Origin of the sequence: Pseudonocardia endophytica, from assembly GCF_004339565.1 — a bacterium.
In the GTDB taxonomy this organism is placed as follows: Bacteria; Actinomycetota; Actinomycetes; order Mycobacteriales; family Pseudonocardiaceae; genus Pseudonocardia; species Pseudonocardia endophytica.
Window position 1 is genome coordinate 2,022,228 of the sequence record NZ_SMFZ01000002.1, and the last position, 17,882, is coordinate 2,040,109.

Genomic DNA, 17,882 nt, shown 5'->3' on the forward strand with positions numbered 1-17,882 from the left:
TGTTGCACCCGTAACGCGTCGCCGCTCGGTGGCGAGTCCGACAGTGGCGGCATCCCGATGCGTACCGGTCGACCGATCGGCTCGTACCCGGGCTGCCGAGCGACAACCGAGGTCGTTCGGAAGGAGCGCACGGTGACCGACACCGCGACGGGTGGGATGCGGGTACGACGCGAGGCGACCGGCTGGGGCTGGGTGTTGGCCTCGGGCATCGTGGGTGTGGTGCTCGGGATCGTGGCGCTGCTGTTCCCCGGCGCGGCGATCATCGGGGCGGCGATAGCGCTGGGTCTGGGCCTGGTCGTGCAGGGTGTGCTGGAGATCGTCGTGGCGGTCCGCGCCCCGACCGGGACCGCGGGACGCGGCTGGATCGGCGCGTTCGGCGTGGTCGCCCTGATCGCCGGGATCCTCGTGGTCTTCCGGCCCGGCGGGGGCGTGCTGATCCTGGTCTGGGGCCTGATCCTGTGGTTCCTCGTCGCCGGCGTCCACGACCTGGTCGTCGCCGGATCCCAGCGCGAGCACCGCGGCTGGAACATCGCCGTCGGCGTGCTCGGCATCCTCGCGGGGCTGGTCCTGCTCGTGTCCCCTGGCACCGCGCTCGGCCTGATCGCCGTGTTCGTGGCGCTGGGCTTCCTGCTGCGCGGCGTCGCCGACATCGGCCTGGCCATGAGCATGCGGAAGGCGGCGCAGCCCTCGGCGGGCGCGTCCGAACCCGCCCCGGGCGGTCCGGCACCGGTCTGACCCGTGCCCGTCGGCCGACGGCGGTGTTCGTCCGCGCGCACCGCCGGAGAACGCGCTCCGATCCGGAGAATGCGAGCGTCTGGAAGCGTGCAGACGCCGGACCGGCGTGCAGTGACCGGATCAGCGCGCGAACCGGGGAACGACTCGCCGAGGGCCGGCTCCGTCGATCGGAGCGCGCGCGTCCGGTGAGAGCGCCCCGATCCGCGGGAGGCGCGCTGATCCGCGGGACGCGTGCTGATCCGCGGGACGCGTGCTGATCCGCGGGACGCGTGCTGATCCGCGGGACGCGTGCTGATCCGCGGGACGCGTGCTGATCCGCGGGACGCGTGCTGATCCGCGGGACGCGCGCTGATCCGCGGGACGCGCGCTGATACGGAGAACGCGAGCGCCGAGAGGTGTGCGAACGCCGGAGCGGCGTGCGAACCGGGGCCTGCCCGCCGCGGCCGCCGATGTCGATCGGGACGCGTGCTGATCCGCGGGACGCGCGCTGATACGGAGAACGTGAGCGCCCGGAGGCGTGCGAACGCTGGAGCGGCGTGCGGACCGGGGACGGTCCGCCGGGCCGGCGCCGTCGGTCGGGACGCGTGCTGATCCGCGGGACGCGCCCCGATCCGCGGAACGCGCGCTGATCTGCGGACGGCGCGCTGATCCGCGGAAGGCGCGCTGATACGGAGAACGCGAGCGCCCGGAGGCGTGCGAACGCTGGAGCGGTGTGCGAACCGGGGACGGCCCGCCGGGCCGGCGCCGTCGATCGGGACGCGTGCTGATCCGCGGGACGCGCCCCGATCCGCGGAACGCGCGCTGATCTGCGGACGGCGCGCTGATCCGCGGAAGGCGCGCTGATACGGAGAACGCGAGCGCCCGGAGGTGTGCGAACGCCGAAGCGGCGCGCGAACCGAGGACGGCCCGCCGCGGCTGGCGCCGTCGGGTCGGAACGCGTGCTGATCCGCGGAAGGCGCGCTGATGCGTGGAACGCGCGCTGATCTGGCGAACGCGAGCGCCCGGAGGTGTGCGAACGCCGGAGCGGCGTGCGAACCGGGGCCAGCCCGCCGCGGCCGGCGACGTCGATCGGAACGCGCGCTGATCCGCGGGACGCGCGCTGATCCGCGGGACGCGCTCCGATCCGCGGGACGCGCGCTGATCCGCAGGACGCGCGCTGATCCGCAGGACGCGTGCTGATCCGTTGTCCGCGCGTGCCCGGCCGCGCGCGGGCACCGAATCACCGTGCGTGTGCGACGGCGTGCCGGTCCCGCGCCACCCGGCTGGGCTCGGCGAGCGCTCCGCTCGTCCAGCCCGGGCGCGCGAGAGGTGCTCCCGTCCGGCCCGGTGGTCGGCCGCGCCGTACGAGAACGGCTCCGGTCCGGGCCGACGGGTCAGACGCGCTCGAAGACGGCGGCGAGGCCCTGGCCGCCGCCGATGCACATCGTCTCCAGGCCGTAGCGGGCGTCGCGGCGGACCATCTCGCGGCTCAGCGTGGCCAGGATCCGGCCGCCGGTGGCGCCGACGGGGTGGCCGAGGGAGATGCCGGAGCCGTTGACGTTGAGCCGCTCGTGGTCGGCGTCGGTGAACTTCCACTCCCGCAGGCAGGCCAGCACCTGGGCGGCGAACGCCTCGTTGAGCTCGATCAGGTCGATGTCGGCCAGCGACAGGTCCGCCGCGGACAGCGCCTGCGCGGTGGCCGGGACCGGTCCGATGCCCATCGTCGTCGGCGGCACCCCGCCCAGGCCCCAGGACACGAGCCGTACCAGCGGGCGCAGGCCCAGCTCCTCGGCCTTCTCCGGGCTGGTCACGATGCAGACGGCCGCGCCGTCGTTCTGCCCGGACGCATTGCCCGCGGTGACCGTCGCCTGGTCGTCGTTCTTCCCGAGCACCGGGCGCAGCGTGGCGAGCTTCTCGACCGTCGAGTCCGGCCGGATGTGCTCGTCGGCGTCCACGACGACGTCGCCCTTGCGCTGATGAACGGTCACGGGGACGATCTCGTCGGCGAACCGGCCGGCCTGCTGCGCGGCGGCGGCGCGCTGGTGGGAGCGGACGGCGAACTCGTCCTGCTCCTCGCGGGGGATCGAGTAGTCGCGGCGCAGGTTCTCCGCCGTCTCGAGCATGCCGCCGGGCACCGGGAAGTTCTCCCCGCCCGCCGTGACCCGGCCGCGGGCGAGCGCGTCCTCAAGCATCACCCCGCCGCCCTTGACACCCCAGCGCATCGACGTCGAGTAGAACGCGGCGCCGGACATCGACTCCGCACCGCCGGCGAGCACGACCTCGGATGCGCCCGTCTGGACCTGCATCGCCGCGTAGAGCACGGCCTGCAGCCCGGACCCGCAGCGACGGTCGATCTGCAGCCCGGACGCGGTCACCGGCAGCCCGGCGTCCAGCGCGGCGACCCGGCCGATCGCCGGGGCGTCCATCGTCGGGTAGCAGTGCCCGAGCAGGACGTCGTCGACGACGTCGCCGGGCAGCCCGGTCCGTTCCACCAGGGCGGAGATCACCGTCGCCGCCAGCGAGTGTGCCGGTACGTCCCTCAGCGCCCCGCCGAAGCCGCCGACCGGCGTCCGCACCGGCTCACAGATCACCGCGTCCCGCATGGGTGGTCACTCCTCCTCCGTCGTCGGCGAACGAACGGCACCGTCGAGCAATAAGATTGCCCGAACGGCACCCTCGTTCGCGGGGTCTCCCCGGTCGAGCCTCCACCCTCCCCGAACGAACGGCACCTTCGAGCAGTGTGATTGCTCCAACGGCCCGTTCGTTGGGAAATGGGGGTGGGATGGGCCTGGGCTGCCCGGGACACAGCTCAGTGCAGGGTTGCGCCGGTCCTCTCGCGGACCTCGTCCTCGGTCACGCCGTCGGCGGTCTCTACCAGCGTGAAGCCGTCGGGCGTCACGTCGATGACGGCCAGGTCGGTGACGATCCGGTTCACGCAGCCGAGGCCGGTGATCGGCAGCGAGCAGCGTTCGACGATCTTCGGGCTGCCGTCCTTGGCCACGTGGTCGGTCATCACGATCACACGCCGGGCGCCGTGCACCAGGTCCATCGCCCCGCCCATCCCCTTGATCATCTTGCCGGGGATGGCCCAGTTCGCGAGGTCGCCGTTCTCGGCCACCTCCATCGCGCCCAGTACGGCGACGTCGACGTGCCCGCCGCGGATCATGCCGAACGAGTCCGAGCTGCCGAAGTAGCTCGCGCCCGGCAGCACGGTGACCGTCTCCTTGCCCGCGTTGATCAGGTCCGGATCCACCTCGTCGTCGCTCGGGTAGGGTCCGACGCCGAGGATCCCGTTCTCCGAGTGCAGCACCACCGTGCGCCCGGCCGGGATGTGCCCCGGCACGAGCGTCGGCATGCCGATGCCGAGGTTGACGTACGAGCCGTCCGGCAGCTCGTCGGCGACGCGGGCCGCCAGCTCGTCACGAGTGAGACTCACGATGACACCGTCCTGAACTCGACCGGCTTCTCCACGTCCGGCACGTGCAGGACCCGCTGGACGTGGATGCCGTGGGTGTGCACGTGGTCCGGATCGATCTCCCCCGGTTCGACGAGGTGCTCGACCTGCGCGATCGTCACCCTCCCGGCCGCCGCACAGTCCGGATTGAAGTTCCGCGCGGCGTGCCGGTACACGAGGTTCCCGTGCCGGTCGCCCTTCCACGCATGGACGAGACCGAAGGACGGGGCGAGCGCCCGCTCCAGGATGTAGCGCACGCCGTCGAACTCCCGGACCTCCTTCTCGGGCGACATGACGGCGACCGAGCCGTCGCTGTTGTACCGCCACGGCAGCCCGCCCTCCGCGACGAGCGTGCCGACCCCGGCCGGCGTGTAGAACGCCGGGATGCCGGTTCCGCCCGCGCGCAGCCGCTCGGCGAGCGTGCCCTGTGGGGTGAGCTCCAGCTCCAGCTCACCGGCCAGGTACTGGCGGGCGAACTCCTTGTTGTTGCCCACATAGGACCCGATCGTGCGCCGGATCCGCCCGGCGGACAGCAGCGTGCCGAGCCCGAACCCGTCGACCCCGAGGTTGTTCGAGATGACCTCGAGATCGGTCGCGCCCTGGTCGATCAGGGCCGCGATCAGCACGGTCGGCACGCCGGACATGCCGAACCCGCCCACCGCCAGCGACGAGCCGTCGGCGATGTCCGCGACCGCCTCGGCCGCGGACGCGACCGTCTTGTCCATCACGTGCCTCTCAGTTGATGTCCGACGGGTGCTTGCACAGTGGCGTGACCTGCATCGTCATGTACGGGAACAACGGCAGCCCGGACAGGATCTCGTGCAGCTGCGCGTTGCCCTCCACCTCGAAGATCGACAGGTTCGCGTACTCGCCCGCGCACCGCCAGATGCTCTTCCACTGACCGGAACGCATCCAGCCCTGCGCGTACGCCTTCTCCCGCCCGAGCAGCTCGGTGCGCGCGTCCGGGTCCATGTCCGGCGGGAGGTCGACGACCATGCGGACCGCGAAGGTCTGTGTCAACGCGGCCTCCCCGGGAGAGAGTGCGTCGGTCGGCTCATGCGGGGTCCAGTGCGAAGTCGTACGTGACCTGCTCGCCCTCACCCGACGTCGCCGGCTCCGGGTACAGCATCAGCTCCGGCTTCACGGCCTGGGCGATGTCGTCGTCGACATACTGGCCGCCGTCGAAGTAGAGCTGCGACGTGATCAGCTCCTTGCCCGGGGCGCTCACCTTCACGTGGATGTGGGCGGGGCGCCACGAGTGCCACCCGGCCGCGTCGATCAGCGCGCCGGTCGCCCCGTCGTTCGGGATCTGGTACGGCGCCGGCCTGACCGTGTGGATCCTGTACGTGCCGTCGGAGGCGGTGTGCACCCGGCCGCGCAGGTTCCACTCCGGGATGCCGGGCGCGAACTGCGAGTAGTAGCCGGCGTCGTCGGCGTGCCAGATGTCCACGCATGCGTCGGCCAGCGGGTTGCCGTCCAGATCGGACACCGTGCCCTGGAACAGGAACGGGGTGCCCGCCTCGTCGGGCCGCATCGCGAGCGTCGTCTCGCCGGTCGACTCCGGGGCGCCGGGCACGTAGTACGGGCCCTCGATGGTGCCGGTCGCGCCCCTGCGGTGGGCACTGTTGACCTCCTCGACGACGTGCTCGACGAAGACGTCGAGGAACAGCGGCCACTCGCCGTCCTCGCCGACGCGGATCACCCACGCCTTCAGCGCGTCGTACTCGTCGTAGGTCAGGTCGTGCTTGCGGATGACATCGTGCAGCGCGGTCAGCGCATCGGTCGCGACGGCGGCGACGCGCGCGTGGTCGACATGGCCCTCGCCGCGGGCCTTGCTGCGGAACGTCTCGGTGGCCGAGGCGCCGGAACCGGCGGCGGTGGCGTGCTCCGTGGTGGTCATGGTGGTGTCTCCCAACAGTTCGGTGACTCAGTGTTGATGTTCGTTCGGCACGCTGCTCTCAGCGATCCTGGCGGTAGTGCTCGAGCTTCGTCGGGTCGACCTCGACGCCGATCCCCGGACCGGGTGGTAGCCGCAGCTCGCCGTCGGTGATCCGCAACGGCTCGGTGAGCAGGTCGTCGGACATGTCGAGGAAGTTGGACAGCTCGCCCGCGCGGCGCGACGTGTGCGCGTGCGCGGCGCCGAACGCGACGCTGCACGCCGTGCCCAGCTGGCCGTCGATCTGGTTGCCCATCACGACCTCCACACCCAGTCCCTCGCACAGGTGCAGCACGCGCTGCGAACCGGTGAAGCCGGTGCGGGCGGTCTTGATGCTGATCATGTTCGCGGCGCCGTCGAGCAGCTCGCGGGTCACCTCGCCGGGGCGGGTGGCACTCTCGTCGGCGACGGTCGGGATCGACGTGCGCCCGGTCAGCCAGCGGCGCCCGAGCACCTGGTCGGCGGGCACCAGCTCCTCGGACAGCGTCAGGTCCAGATCGGACATCGCGTCCAGCGCGCGGGCGGCCTCGGACGGGGTCCATCCGCGGTTGCCGTCCACGTAGAGCTCGACGTCCGGGCCGAGCGCCTCGCGCAGCGCGCGACAGGCGCCGACGTCCAGGGAGATCGGCCGCCGCCCGACCTTGACCTTGAACGTGGTGATGCCGTACTCGTCACGCATCCTCTGCGCCTCGGCGACCATTGTGGAGTCCGGCGCGAACCCGACCATGTGCGACACCCGCATCCGGTCGGTGTACCCGCCGAGCAGCGAGGACACCGGCACGCCGAGCGTGCGTCCGACGACGTCCCAGACGGCCATGTCCAGCGCCGCCTTCGCGGCCGGGTTCGCGATCGTGCGGTCGAGGCGCGCGTGGATCTGCTCGCGGTCGAACACCGACAGACCGACGACGTCCGGTGCGAAGACCTGCTCGATCACCGCGACGATCGACGCCTGCGTCTCGCCGTAGGTGTACGGCCGCGGCGGGGCCTCCGCGACGCCGACGACGCCGTCCTCGCCGTGCACCCGGACCAGCACGTGGTCGGCAGTGTGCACCTCGCCGCTGGCGAACCGCAGCGGCTTGCGGTACGGCACGGCGAACGGGACCGCCTCGATCCGTTCGATCTTCACGACGTTTCTCCGGTGAGGTCGGGATGACCGCCCATGGCGTCGAGTAGCTCGATCTTCACGCGGGTCCTCCGGCGAGGTCGGGGTGGCCGGCCACGGTGTCGAGCAGTGCGGCCAGTGCGGGGGACGGGTCGTCGGTGCGCCAGGCGAGCGCGACCTCGACCTCGACGTCGTCGGCCACCGGCAGGTACCGGACGCCGTCGGCGGCGAGCGCGCTCACCGACTCCGGCAGCACGGCGACCCCGGCACCGGACGCGACATGGGTCAGCAGGATCGGCGTGTCCGGTGACTCCTGGGCGCGCCGAGGCAGGAACCCGGCGTCCAGGCACGCCTTCGCGACGATCGAGTCCACGACGGACCCGGGCGTCCCGTAGAGCACGAACGGCTCGTCGGCCAGGTCGGCCAGACGCAGCCCGTCACGATGGGCCAGCCGGTGGTCCTCGGGCAGCACGGCGACGAACCGCTCCCGCACGAGCGGGCGCACGGACAGCTCGGGGCGGACGACCGGGGGACGCAGCACGCCGACGTCGATCCGCCCCTCGACGAGCGCGTCCTCCTGGCCGGTGGTCAGCAGGCCGGGCACGAACCGCAGCGAGACACCCGGCATCTCCCGGGCGGCCAGCCGGCCGAGGCGGGGCAGCACGCGGTACGCGGCCAGACCGGTGGCGGCGACGGTGAGTACGCCCGCGTCCCCGGCCGCCACGCGCCCGACCCGCAGTTTCGCGGTCTCGACCGAGTCCAGGATGCGCAGCGCGTCGCGGTAGAACGCCTCGCCAGCAGGGGTGAGGTCGACGCGGCGGGTCGTCCGCTCGAACAGCGTCGCCCCGATCTGCGCCTCCAGCTGCCGGATCGCCTGCGAGAGCGGCGACTGGGCCATGTGCAGACGTTCGGCGGCCCGGCTGAAATGGCGCGTCTCGGCGACGGCCACGAAGTAGCGCAGTTGCCGGAGCTCCATGCCGACCACGGTAGGGACCACGCTGTGTAGGCACAAATACTCTATCCGACCTCAGTAAGACATCAGAAGTCTGAGATGCGCGGTGGAGGACATCAGCGCCCGTGTCGGACGGGATGTGGTCGTCGTCGGTGCGTGAACGTCGATCTCGTGGTCGCCGCACCGGCGTTGCCGGGGCAGGGGGAGGCGGTGGTCGGTCCGGTCGGCGTCGAGCCCGCGTGATCGCTTGCTTCCGATTGACTAGCGCACTACCGGACGGGAGAGTGCACCGCATCACACGCGCGCCCATCCCACCACCAGGGAGTGCATCCGATGGCCGAATCCCTGTACGACCGCCTGGGCGGTGTCTACGCGATCTCCGGTGCCGTCGACATCCTCGTCGATCGCCTCTTCGAGAACGCCAACGTCAAGGCGAATCCCGTCGTCAACACCCACCACAGCGACCCGGCGAACATCCCGGGCTACCGGTTCCTGGTCACGGCCTGGTCGATCCAGGCGGCCGGCGGGCCACAGTGCTACCCGGGTCTGGACATGGTGAAGGCCCACGACGGGATGAAGCTCAACGACCACGACTTCGACGCGGTCGCCACGGAGATCGTCGCGACGCTGAACTACTGCGGTGTCCCGGACGCGGAGACCACGGAGTTCATGGAGATCATCGAGAGCTTCCGGGGCGAGGTGGTGCAGGCCTGACGACCGGTCAGCGGGCGACGGCGGCGTCGCCGCGCATCCGGGCGCCGAGCGCGTTCAGGTCGTCGCGCATCCGGACCAGCTCGTCGCGGGACAGCCCCGTCGCCTCCTCGACCTGCCGCTGCACCCGGACCGCCTCGTCGCGCAGTGCACGTCCCTGCGTCGTGCAGCGGACCTCGACCGTGCGCTCGTCGGCGGCGCGGCGGTGCCGGGTCAGCAGCCCGTTCGCCTCCAGGCGCTTCACGACCGGGGACAACGAGCCGCTGTCCAGATACAGGTCGCCGCACAGCCGTCCGAAGTCGACGGTGTCGTGCTCCCAGAGCACGAGCATCACGAGGTACTGGCTGTAGGTGAGGCCGATCTCCTCCAGCAACGGCCGGTAGCACCCGACCACGGCGCGTGACGCCGAGTACAGCGCGAAGCAGAGCTGCTCGGAGAGCATCAGATCGCTCTCGCCGGACCCGTCCATCCGGCCAGCATAGGTTCCGCACAGCGGGTTCCCGGCCGCGGCGCTCACGGGTGGTCACACGGATCGGACGCGGACCTCGCGCATCGGCGGGCGTTCCCGCTCCTCCACGGTGTGCTCGACGGGCGTCCAGGCGCCCTGCTGCTGGCGGAACTGCACGAGCGGATCACCGCCGTCGACGTCCGGGCCGCGGCGCAGCACGGTCGCGAGGATCTGGCGGGACATCACGCCGAGCTCGAGCAGCGAACGGTTGCGGTGCTTGCGGACGCCGAGGTTCGCCTGCGCCACCGCGTGCAGGCCGTGGCGGGTGTGGGTGTCCAGCAGTAATCCGATCTCGACGCCGTAACCGGGCGCGAACGGCAGCGACTCCAGCAGCGCCCGCGTGGCCGCGTACTCGCCGCCCAGCGGCTGCACGACGCCCGTCAGGCCGGGGTGCAGCGCGGCCAGCAGGGGCCGGACCAGCAGCTCGGTCACCCGTCCGCCGCCGGTGTCCGCCTCCGTGGCGCCCAGCCGCAGCGGGCGCCGGTAGAACCCCTTCACCAGCCGCACGTCCGGCCGCGCCAGCAGCGGTTCCAGCAGGGCGGGCACCAGGAACTCGGGATCGATCTCGACGAGATCGGAGTCCAGGAACACGATCAGGTCGCCGGTCGTCGCGGCGAGCGAGCGCCAGAGCACCTCGCCCTTGCCGGGACGGACGTCGAGGCCGGGCAGCACGTCCTCCCGTGCGACGACGCGTGCGCCGGCCTCCGCGGCGACGGCGCGCGTGCGGTCGGTGGACCCCGAGTCCATGACGACGAGCTCGTCGACCAGGGGAGCGTCGCCGCGCGTGAGCGGCACGAGCCCGGTGACGAGCGCGCCGACCGTCGCCTGCTCGTCCAGCGCGGGCAGCACCACCGAGACCCGGCGTCCCTTCTTGAGCGCGCGCAGCTCGGCAACGCCACGTCCGGGGTACTGCCAGGTGTGCGTGTCGAACCAGGCGTCGCGATCGGTGTCGGTCACCCGGAGACGCTGCGGAACCCGCGCAGCCGCAGGCTGTTGCCGACCACGAACACCGAGCTGAACGCCATCGCCAGGCCGGCGATCATCGGGTTGAGCAGCCCGAGCGCGGCCAGCGGGATCGCGGCGACGTTGTAGCCGAACGCCCAGAACAGGTTCCCCCGGATCGTGCCGAGCGTGCGGCGGGACAGCCGGACCGCGTCCACCGCGGCCCGCAGGTCACCGCGCACGAGCGTGATGTCCGCGGCCTGGATGGCCACGTCGGTGCCGGTACCCATGGCCAGCCCGAGGTCGGCGCCGGCGAGCGCGGCGGCGTCGTTGACCCCGTCGCCGACGACGGCGACCACGCGGCCCTCGGCCCGCAGCCGCTCCACGACGGCCAGCTTCTCCTCCGGCAGCACCTCGGCGATCACCGCGTCCGGCTCGATCCCGACCTCGGCCGCGACGGCCTCGGCCACCGCCCCGTTGTCCCCGGTCAGCAGCATCGGCTCCAGCCCGAGCGCGCGCAGCTGCTCGACGGCCTCGGCCGACGTCTCCTTGACCGTGTCCGCGACGGAGAGCACGGCCCGCGCCCGCCCGTCCCAGCCGACCGCGACGGCCGTGTGCCCGCGCGCCGCCTCCCGCTCGGCGGCGTCGGCCAGCGCGCCGGTCAGCGGCATGCCGTGCTCCTCGAGCAGGCGCGGGCGTCCGACGAGCACCGACCGCCCGTCGACGACGCCCCGCACCCCGAGGCCCTCGTGGTTCGCGAAGTCCGCGACGACGGGCAGGTCGCCCTCGCGCTCTGCGGCGCCGGTGACCGCCCGCGCGATCGGGTGCTCTGACGCGTGCTCCAGGGCACCGGCCAGCCGCAACGCTTCCGCGCGGTCCACCCCGTCGGCCGTGTGCACGGCGATCAGCGCCATCGTCCCGGTCGTGACCGTGCCGGTCTTGTCGAGGACGACGGTGTCGATCCGCCGCGTCGACTCCAGCACCTCGGGGCCCTTGATCAGGATGCCCAGCTGGGCACCGCGCCCGGTCCCGACCAGCAACGCCGTCGGCGTCGCCAGCCCGAGCGCGCACGGGCACGCGATGATCAGGACGGCGACGGCGGCGGTGAACGCGGTCGTCGCGCCCTCGCCCGTGCCGAGCCAGAACCCGAGTGTCGCGTTCGCGACGGCGATGACCACCGGCACGAACACGCCGGACACCCGGTCGGCGAGCCGCTGCACGGCCGCCTTGCCGGTCTGCGCCTGCTCCACCAGCGTGGCCATCTGCGCGAGCCGCGTGTCCGCGCCGACCCGGGTCGCCTCGACGACCAGCCGGCCGCCCGCGTTCACGCACCCGCCGACGACCGTGTCCCCGACCGCGACCTCGGCAGGGACCGACTCGCCGGTCAGCATCGACGCGTCCACGGCGGAGCGCCCCTCGACGACCGTGCCGTCGGTCGCGATCTTCTCGCCGGGACGGACCACGAACCGGTCGCCGACGCCGAGCCCGGCGATCGGGATCCGCTGCTCGACGCCGCCGCGCACCACCGCGACGTCCTTGGCCCCGAGCTCGAGCAGCGCTCGCAGCGCCGCGCCGGCCCGCCGCTTCGAGCGGGCCTCGAAGTACCTGCCGGCCAGCACGAACGTCACGACGCCCGCGACGACCTCGAGGTAGAGGTTCCCGGCCCCGTCGGACGGCGCGACGGTCAGCTCGAACGGGTGGACCATCCCCGGGACGCCCGCCGTGCCGAGGAACAGCGCGTACACCGACCACGCCATCGCGGCCGTGGTGCCCAGCGAGATGAGCGTGTCCATCGTCGCCGCGCCGTGGCGCAGGTTCGTCCACGCCGCCCGGTGGAACGGCGCGGCACCCCACGCCCACACCGGCGCGGCGAGCGTCAGCGACAGCCACTGCCAGTACGTGAACTGCAGCGCGGGGACCATCGCGAGCACGACGACCGGCAGCGCCAGCGCCGCGGAGACGAGCAGGCGGTGCCGCAGGTCGGTGGTCGGGTCGGGCCCGTCCGCGCCGTCCGGGGAACCGGTGTCCCGGCCGTCCGGGGGCGCGGGCAGCGTGGCCGTGTACCCGGCGGCCTCGACGGTCGCGATCAGGTCCTCGGTGGGCACCGGGCCGGTGACGGACGCCTTCTCGGTGGCGTAGTTGACCGTGGCGGTGACGCCGTCGAGCTTGTTCAGCTTGCGCTCGACGCGGTTCGCGCACGACGCGCACGTCATCCCGCCGATGACGAGCTCGACCCGCTCGAGGTCGCCGCCCGCCTGCGGCAGTGTCGTCGTCACGTCGGCTCCTTCCTCACCCGGTCATCCGGGGCATCGTCGCGTCAGGCCGCGACGACCTCGTAACCGGCCTCCACGACGGCGTCGCGCACGGCATCGTCGGTGATCTCGGTCTCGCTGGTCACGGTGACCGCGCCGGAGGCGAGGTCGACGTCGACGCCGGTCACGCCGGCGATCTCGCCGATCTCCTCGGTGACGGACGCGACGCAGTGCTGGCAGGTCATGCCGCTGACGGTGTAGGTGGCGGTGCTCATGGGTGTCCTTTCCGGGGAGCGGGAGGGATCAGGAACGGACCAGGCGGGCGATGGCCGCGGACGCCTCTTTGATCTTCTCGTCGGCGACCTCGCCGCCCTCGCTGACGGCGTCGGTGACGCAGTGCGTGAGGTGCTCGTCGAGAAGGTTCAGCGCGACGGCCTCGAGCGCCTTGTTGACGGCCGAGACCTGCGTGAGAACGTCGATGCAGTACTTGTCCGCCTCGATCATCTTCGTGATCCCGCGGACCTGGCCCTCGATCCGGCGCATCCGCCGGACGTGGGCCTCCTTGCTGTCGCTGTAACCGGGCGTCCCGTCCATCGCGTCCCTCCTCGATCGACCTCAACTATACCCTTAGGGGGTACCGGCATCACGCCGGTGCCCGGCCGGTCGCCCGCACGGTCCAGCGCGACGGGCCTCCGCGCAGGTCGGTGACGGTGAGCGGCGCGGCGTCGACGCGCCAGAACGCCGTCGCGGGCGCCCCCATCGCGACGACGACGGCGGCGCGCGGCACCGCGGGCCCGCAGACGGCGAGCGTGTGTCCGGCGGGCCGGTCGGCCAGCCAGCGCTCCACCCGTTCGAGCAGGGCGGTCAGCGACTCGCCGCCGTGCGGTGCGGCGGCGGGGTCGGTGAGCCAGGCCTGCAGCCCGGAGGGGTCCTCGGCCGCGAGCTCGTCCAGCGTCCGCCCGCTCCACCGGCCGGCGTCCCATCCGCGCAGGTCGTCGTCGACGACGACGTCGGCGGCGCCGGTCGCGTCGCACGTCTCGCCGCACGCCCGTTCCGGGCCGCGGACCAGGTGGTCGGCGCGGGGGAGGAGTACCGCCGACGCCAGGGTCCGCGCCCGGTCCTCGAGCGCGTCGTCCGCCGGGAAGGCGGCCTCCGCCGTCGCCCGCGTCGAGCCGTGGACGAGCAGCGTCAGACGGGTCGATCCGGGCACAACCGCCGACCTTCCCGGACCGGATTCGACATGTGACACCGGTCCCTCTTGACACGAACGGTCCATCTGCGGACCCTACTCATCTGAGTATCTATTCAGACGTTGCCACATCCATCGGAGGTCTCCCCGTGTCGCAGGCTGCCTTTCCCGTTCCGTCCTCTCCGGCGTTGCCGGTCGTCCCGTTGCGGGAGCTCGTGCCGTGGGCGGTGTTCGCCGGAGTGATCCTGTTGGCGTTGCTGTACCTGGTCGGGATGGATCAGGGTGCGACGTCGTTGTTCTCGGGCTCGATGATCCACGAGTTCGTGCACGACGGCCGCCACCTGCTCGGTTTCCCCTGCCACTAGTCGCGCCGGTTCGGAGGAGGGACAGAGACGATGGTGAGGACCCTGCTGGTCCGCGGCATGCTGTCCGGGCTGGCCGCGGCCGTCCTGGCCTGGGTGTTCGCGTACCTGGTCGGTGAGCCGGCGCTGGACGGCGGCATCGCCTACGAGGACATGGTGTCCGCGGCGTCCGGCGAAGCGGGTGAGGAGCCCCTGGTCAGCCGGGGGATCCAGAGCACGCTCGGGCTCGGCGTCGGCGTGCTGATCTACGGCATCGCGATCGGGGGGATCTTCGCGCTCGTCTACGCCGCGGTGTACGGCCGGATCGGGCGGCTGAGCCCGCGGGCCACGTCGGCCGTCCTGGCGCTGGTCGGGTTCGTCGTGGTGATCCTGGTGCCGTTCCTGAAGTACCCGTCGAACCCGCCCGCCTCCAGCGACGACGACACGATCGGCACGCGGACCGGCACCTACGTGCTGATGGTCCTGCTGTCGGTGGCGGTGGCCGTCGCGGCGGTCTGGGTGGGCCGCAGGCTCGTCGCGCGGTTCGGCACGTGGAACGGCGTGCTGCTCGCCGTCGTCGGCTATGCGGTCGTGATCGGAATCGTCGGCGCGCTGCTGCCGACGATCGCCGAGACACCGCAGGACTTCCCGGCCGTCGTGCTGTACGACTTCCGCCTGTCCACGCTCGGCATCCACGTCGTGCTCTGGGCCGTGATCGGACTGCTGTTCGGCGCGCTCGTCGACGGGAGCGCGCGACGGGCCGGCCGGGCGTCGGTGGAGGCCGGGCAGCTCTGACGGGCACCATCGGCGTCGTGCCCGGAAAGAGTCACGACCAGGAGTGGGCGGACCGGTTCGCCGTGCTCGGCGACCTCAACCGGCTCCGCCTGCTCCGGCTCATCCACCGCGAGGGCCCGATCTCGGTCGGTGATCTCGCCGACCGGACCGAGCTGAAGCCGACGACCGTCTCGCACGCACTCCGCGTGCTGCGTGTCTACGGGACGGTCGACACCACGCGCGACGGCCAGTCGCGGCTCTACCGCCTGACCGACGACACCGTCGCGGCGCTGCTCGACCACATCCCGGCCACCGGGACCGACAGAACGAAGGCCCTGGACACCGACCCATGATCCGCCTCACCCGGTTCGCCACGGTCGTGGTGGGCGTGCTGGTCCTGCTCGGTCTGTCCGCCGGTCCGGCGTCCGCGCACAGCGCAGGGCTGTCCGCGGAGGCGTCCCTGCCACGGGTCCTCGCGCTCGACCCGCCGGTGCCCGGCCTGACCGTCACGGTCGTCGAGGGCGGCGCCCGGTTCCAGATCGTGAACGCCACGACGGAGACGGTGCGGGTGCTCCCACCGGACGGGCTGGCCGTCGTCGAGGAACCGACCGTCGCACCGGGCGGACGCGACCACTGGGCGGACCGGCGGGTCGTCGTCTCCACGCAGCGGCCGGCGGACGGCGCGCCGGTGGCGTGGTCGGTACCGCTGTTCGTCGGGTCCGAGGCGGTCACGCTGCGTGGCGAGACGGTCTGGCCGCCCGCACCGGCCGGATGGGCCTGGTGGGTCGCGACGGTCGTCGTCGCTGCCGCGACCGCCCTGCTCGGCTCCCGTGCGCCCACCCGTCGTGGTGCGGCGCTCGGCATCGCGGTGCTGGCGCTCGCCGCGGTCGTCGCCCACCTGGTGCACGTGCTCGGGTCCGCGCTCGTCCCGGTCGACGCCGCGTACTGGCCCACCGTGTTCGGGACGGCCGGGATCGGTGTCGGCGCGTGGGTCGTCGTGCTGGTCGGCGCCGTGCTGACGGTCGTGCGCGTGCAGTGGGGACTGCTGCTGTCCTCGCTCGGCGGCGCCGTGCTCGCGCTCGTGACCGTGTTCGACACCGGCAGCTTCGTCCGTGCCGTGTTGCCCTACGGCTGGGATCCCGCGCTCGACCGGGTCGCGACGGTCGCTGCCGTCGGCATCGGCGCCGGCCTGTTCCTGACCGGCTTCGCCGTGCTGCGCGCCATGACCCCGGACGACCTCGACCAGGAGCCCGCCCCCACCCCCGTCCCGGAGGAACACCGTTGATCTCGCGTCTCCTGATCCCTCTCGCCGCCCTGCTCGTCGCCGCCGGATGCGCCTCGGCCCCGCACCAGCACACCCCGGCGGCCCCCGCGCCCGCCTCCGCCCAGGCGCCGGCGCCCGCACCCGCGGCCGAGGCCGTGCAGACGCTGCGGATCGTCGCGAAGGGCGGACAGGTGACCGGCGACACCGGCACGGTCGCCGTCCCGGCCGGCCGCGAGGTGCGGATCCAGGTGACGTCCGACGAGGCCGAGGAGGTCCACCTGCACGGCTACGACAAGGAGGCCCTGATCCCGGCGGGCGGCACAGCGACGCTCGAGTTCACCGCGGACGTCCCCGGGGAGTTCGAGCTGGAGTTCCACCACTCCGGCGACACGCTGGCCACGCTGCAGGTCCGGTGAGCGTCCCGGCCCACGGCGTCGGGACCCGCGGTGACCTGCCGGTCCCCGTCGAGTACGCGGCCGCCGCCGCGGGCGTCGTGCTGGTCGGGACGTTCGTGCTGCTGGGCGTCCTGTGGCGGGCGCCGCGGCTGACCGGCGCCGAGGGCGGGCGCCCGTTGCCGTCCGCTCTCGCCGCCGTGATCGACTCGCGCGTGACCCGGGGCGTGCTGCGCGCCGTCGTACTGCTCGTGGCACTGCTCGTCGTCGCGGTCGGGTTCACCGGACCGCCGTCCACACCGGACAATCTCGCGCCCTGGGTGTTCTACGTGACGTTCTGGGTCGGGCTGGTGCCCGTGTCCGTCCTGTTCGGACGGGTCTGGAAGGTGCTCAACCCGCTGCGCACGCTGCACGCCGGCCTGGCCCGCCTGCTGCGCGTCGACCCGGAGCGCGGCATCGTCGCGCTCCCCCCGCGGATCGGCCTGTGGCCCGCCGCCGTGGCGCTCGCGCTGTTCGGCTGGCTGGAGCTGGTCGCGCCGGAGCCGTCCGACCCCCGTCTCGTCGCGGGTGTGCTCACCGGCTACGCCGTCGTCCAGCTGGCCGGTGGTGTCCTCTGCGGACGGACGTGGTTCGCGCGCGCCGACGGTTTCGAGATCTGGTCCACGCTCCTCGCCGCGCTGTCCCCGCTCGGTCGTCGCGCCGACGGCCGGCTCGTGCTCCGCAACCCGCTCGACGGGCTGGAGGCCGTCCGGCCGCAGCCGGGCCTGGCGGCCGTCGTCCTCGTGCTCGTCGGGACGACGGCGTTCGACGGGCTGTCCCGCTCGTCGCTGTGGACGGACGCCGTGCCGCGCAGCCCGCTGTGGGGCACGCTCGGGTTCGCCGGGGTGACCGCCGTCGTCGTCGGGCTGTGGCTCGCCGGCACGTGGCGCACGGAGCCGTCCCGCCCGGCCGACCGCGCGCCGGTGCCGGTCGCGTTCGCGCACACGATCGTCCCGATCGCGGCCGGGTACGCCGTCGCGCACTACTTCTCCCTGCTCGTGTTCGACGGGCAGTTGCCGTTCGTGCTGGCCAGTGACCCGTGGGGAACCGGGGCGGACCTGTTCGGCACGGCGGGCCGCGCCGTCGACTACACGGTCGTCGGGGTCGGCGCGATCGCCGCCGTCCAGCTCCTCGCGATCGTGCTCGGGCACGTCGCCGCCGCCGTCGCCGCCCACGAGCGGGCGCTGCGGCTCTACCCGCCTCGTTCCGCACAGCGCATGCAGTACCCGATGCTCGGGGCGATGGTCGTGCTCACGTGCGGTGCCGTCGCGCTGGTGCTGGCCCCCTGATCCGTGCCGGCGCGCCGCGTTCC

General features: G+C 72.9%; 21 protein-coding genes. 8 read left to right on the forward strand and 13 right to left on the reverse strand.

Going from position 1 to position 17,882, the window contains the following annotated elements; all coding sequences use genetic code 11:
- Positions 1–132: 132 nt before the first annotated feature.
- Entirely contained in the window at positions 133–735 is a 603-nt protein-coding gene (locus EV378_RS28290; protein ID WP_165922518.1) for an HdeD family acid-resistance protein, read from the forward strand.
- Positions 736–2,108: 1,373 nt separating this feature from the next.
- Here the strand turns inward: EV378_RS28290 and EV378_RS28295 are convergent.
- From EV378_RS28295 to EV378_RS28325, 7 genes are all read right to left on the reverse strand, one after another.
- Positions 2,109–3,317, reverse strand: a complete 1,209-nt coding sequence (locus EV378_RS28295; RefSeq protein WP_132430432.1) for an acetyl-CoA C-acetyltransferase — start codon at positions 3,315–3,317, stop codon at positions 2,109–2,111.
- A gap of 206 nt (positions 3,318–3,523) precedes the next feature.
- Positions 3,524–4,150, reverse strand: a complete 627-nt coding sequence (locus EV378_RS28300; RefSeq protein ID WP_132430433.1) for a CoA transferase subunit B — start codon at positions 4,148–4,150, stop codon at positions 3,524–3,526.
- Entirely contained in the window at positions 4,147–4,893 is a 747-nt protein-coding gene (locus EV378_RS28305) for a CoA transferase subunit A (RefSeq protein ID WP_132432856.1), read from the reverse strand. Before EV378_RS28305 ends, EV378_RS28300 begins: the two co-directional genes overlap by 4 nt.
- A 10-nt stretch (positions 4,894–4,903) precedes the next feature.
- Complete coding sequence (locus EV378_RS28310; protein ID WP_132432858.1) at positions 4,904–5,164, reverse strand: muconolactone Delta-isomerase family protein; 261 nt, start codon at positions 5,162–5,164, stop codon at positions 4,904–4,906.
- 58 nt (positions 5,165–5,222) lie between these two features.
- Positions 5,223–6,068, reverse strand: coding sequence for a catechol 1,2-dioxygenase (gene catA / locus EV378_RS28315; protein WP_132430434.1), 846 nt, complete (start codon positions 6,066–6,068; stop codon positions 5,223–5,225).
- 58 nt (positions 6,069–6,126) lie between these two features.
- The gene (locus EV378_RS28320; protein ID WP_132430435.1) at positions 6,127–7,230 is read right to left on the reverse strand and encodes a mandelate racemase/muconate lactonizing enzyme family protein; all 1,104 of its coding nucleotides are present in this window, start codon (positions 7,228–7,230) and stop codon (positions 6,127–6,129) included.
- A gap of 55 nt (positions 7,231–7,285) precedes the next feature.
- Entirely contained in the window at positions 7,286–8,182 is an 897-nt protein-coding gene (locus EV378_RS28325) for a LysR family transcriptional regulator (protein WP_132430436.1), read from the reverse strand.
- 309 nt (positions 8,183–8,491) lie between these two features.
- Here EV378_RS28325 and EV378_RS28330 point away from each other — a divergent pair, with 309 nt between their 5' ends.
- On the forward strand, positions 8,492–8,872 hold the full coding sequence (locus EV378_RS28330; protein WP_132430437.1) for a group I truncated hemoglobin: 381 nt from the start codon (positions 8,492–8,494) through the stop codon (positions 8,870–8,872).
- Positions 8,873–8,879: 7 nt separating this feature from the next.
- Here the strand turns inward: EV378_RS28330 and EV378_RS28335 are convergent, their stop codons facing one another.
- From EV378_RS28335 to EV378_RS28360, 6 genes are all read right to left on the reverse strand, one after another.
- Positions 8,880–9,338 carry a MarR family winged helix-turn-helix transcriptional regulator gene (locus tag EV378_RS28335; RefSeq protein ID WP_132430438.1) on the reverse strand — a complete coding sequence of 153 codons (459 nt, stop codon included), beginning with the start codon at positions 9,336–9,338 and terminating at the stop codon, positions 8,880–8,882.
- Between the two features lie 54 nt (positions 9,339–9,392).
- A complete protein-coding gene (locus EV378_RS28340) occupies positions 9,393–10,334 on the reverse strand; it encodes a glucosyl-3-phosphoglycerate synthase (RefSeq protein WP_132430439.1) in 942 nt (313 codons plus the stop codon).
- A complete protein-coding gene (locus tag EV378_RS28345) occupies positions 10,331–12,532 on the reverse strand; it encodes a heavy metal translocating P-type ATPase (RefSeq protein ID WP_132432860.1) in 2,202 nt (733 codons plus the stop codon). Before EV378_RS28345 ends, EV378_RS28340 begins: the two co-directional genes overlap by 4 nt.
- 104 nt (positions 12,533–12,636) lie before the next feature.
- Positions 12,637–12,846: a heavy-metal-associated domain-containing protein gene (locus EV378_RS28350; RefSeq protein WP_132430440.1), complete on the reverse strand. Its 210-nt coding sequence runs from the start codon at positions 12,844–12,846 to the stop codon at positions 12,637–12,639.
- A 28-nt stretch (positions 12,847–12,874) separates the two neighbouring features.
- A complete protein-coding gene (locus EV378_RS28355; RefSeq protein ID WP_132430441.1) occupies positions 12,875–13,165 on the reverse strand; it encodes a metal-sensitive transcriptional regulator in 291 nt (96 codons plus the stop codon).
- 49 nt (positions 13,166–13,214) lie between these two features.
- On the reverse strand, positions 13,215–13,781 hold the full coding sequence (locus tag EV378_RS28360; RefSeq protein ID WP_243653807.1) for a histidine phosphatase family protein: 567 nt from the start codon (positions 13,779–13,781) through the stop codon (positions 13,215–13,217).
- A 128-nt stretch (positions 13,782–13,909) separates the two neighbouring features.
- Between EV378_RS28360 and EV378_RS28365 the strand changes: the two genes are divergently transcribed.
- From EV378_RS28365 to EV378_RS28390, 6 genes are read left to right on the forward strand one after another with little or no spacing between them, the layout of a single operon-like run.
- A complete protein-coding gene (locus tag EV378_RS28365) occupies positions 13,910–14,125 on the forward strand; it encodes a CbtB domain-containing protein (protein WP_132430443.1) in 216 nt (71 codons plus the stop codon).
- A 30-nt stretch (positions 14,126–14,155) separates the two neighbouring features.
- On the forward strand, positions 14,156–14,896 hold the full coding sequence (locus tag EV378_RS28370) for a CbtA family protein (RefSeq protein WP_132430444.1): 741 nt from the start codon (positions 14,156–14,158) through the stop codon (positions 14,894–14,896).
- A gap of 17 nt (positions 14,897–14,913) precedes the next feature.
- A complete protein-coding gene (locus EV378_RS28375; RefSeq protein ID WP_207908884.1) occupies positions 14,914–15,228 on the forward strand; it encodes an ArsR/SmtB family transcription factor in 315 nt (104 codons plus the stop codon).
- Positions 15,225–16,160, forward strand: a complete 936-nt coding sequence (locus tag EV378_RS28380; RefSeq protein ID WP_132430445.1) for a hypothetical protein — start codon at positions 15,225–15,227, stop codon at positions 16,158–16,160. The genes EV378_RS28375 and EV378_RS28380 overlap by 4 nt, the downstream gene beginning before the upstream one ends.
- Entirely contained in the window at positions 16,157–16,555 is a 399-nt protein-coding gene (locus EV378_RS28385) for a cupredoxin domain-containing protein (protein WP_243653808.1), read from the forward strand. The genes EV378_RS28380 and EV378_RS28385 overlap by 4 nt, the downstream gene beginning before the upstream one ends.
- Entirely contained in the window at positions 16,552–17,859 is a 1,308-nt protein-coding gene (locus EV378_RS28390; protein ID WP_132430446.1) for a hypothetical protein, read from the forward strand. The genes EV378_RS28385 and EV378_RS28390 overlap by 4 nt, the downstream gene beginning before the upstream one ends.
- The last annotated feature ends 23 nt before the right edge of the window (positions 17,860–17,882 follow it).

Coding starts and splice junctions, on each gene's coding strand:
- EV378_RS28295 (WP_132430432.1), bottom strand. CDS start 3,317: ATGCGGGACGCGGTGATCTGTGAGCCGGTGCGGACGCCGGTCGGCGGC.
- EV378_RS28305 (WP_132432856.1), bottom strand. CDS start 4,893: ATGGACAAGACGGTCGCGTCCGCGGCCGAGGCGGTCGCGGACATCGCC.
- EV378_RS28310 (WP_132432858.1), bottom strand. CDS start 5,164: ATGGTCGTCGACCTCCCGCCGGACATGGACCCGGACGCGCGCACCGAG.
- catA (WP_132430434.1), bottom strand. CDS start 6,068: ATGACCACCACGGAGCACGCCACCGCCGCCGGTTCCGGCGCCTCGGCC.
- EV378_RS28325 (WP_132430436.1), bottom strand. CDS start 8,182: ATGGAGCTCCGGCAACTGCGCTACTTCGTGGCCGTCGCCGAGACGCGC.
- EV378_RS28330 (WP_132430437.1), top strand. CDS start 8,492: ATGGCCGAATCCCTGTACGACCGCCTGGGCGGTGTCTACGCGATCTCC.
- EV378_RS28335 (WP_132430438.1), bottom strand. CDS start 9,338: ATGGACGGGTCCGGCGAGAGCGATCTGATGCTCTCCGAGCAGCTCTGC.
- EV378_RS28345 (WP_132432860.1), bottom strand. CDS start 12,532: ATGACGTGCGCGTCGTGCGCGAACCGCGTCGAGCGCAAGCTGAACAAG.
- EV378_RS28350 (WP_132430440.1), bottom strand. CDS start 12,846: ATGAGCACCGCCACCTACACCGTCAGCGGCATGACCTGCCAGCACTGC.
- EV378_RS28355 (WP_132430441.1), bottom strand. CDS start 13,165: ATGGACGGGACGCCCGGTTACAGCGACAGCAAGGAGGCCCACGTCCGG.
- EV378_RS28370 (WP_132430444.1), top strand. CDS start 14,156: ATGGTGAGGACCCTGCTGGTCCGCGGCATGCTGTCCGGGCTGGCCGCG.
- EV378_RS28380 (WP_132430445.1), top strand. CDS start 15,225: ATGATCCGCCTCACCCGGTTCGCCACGGTCGTGGTGGGCGTGCTGGTC.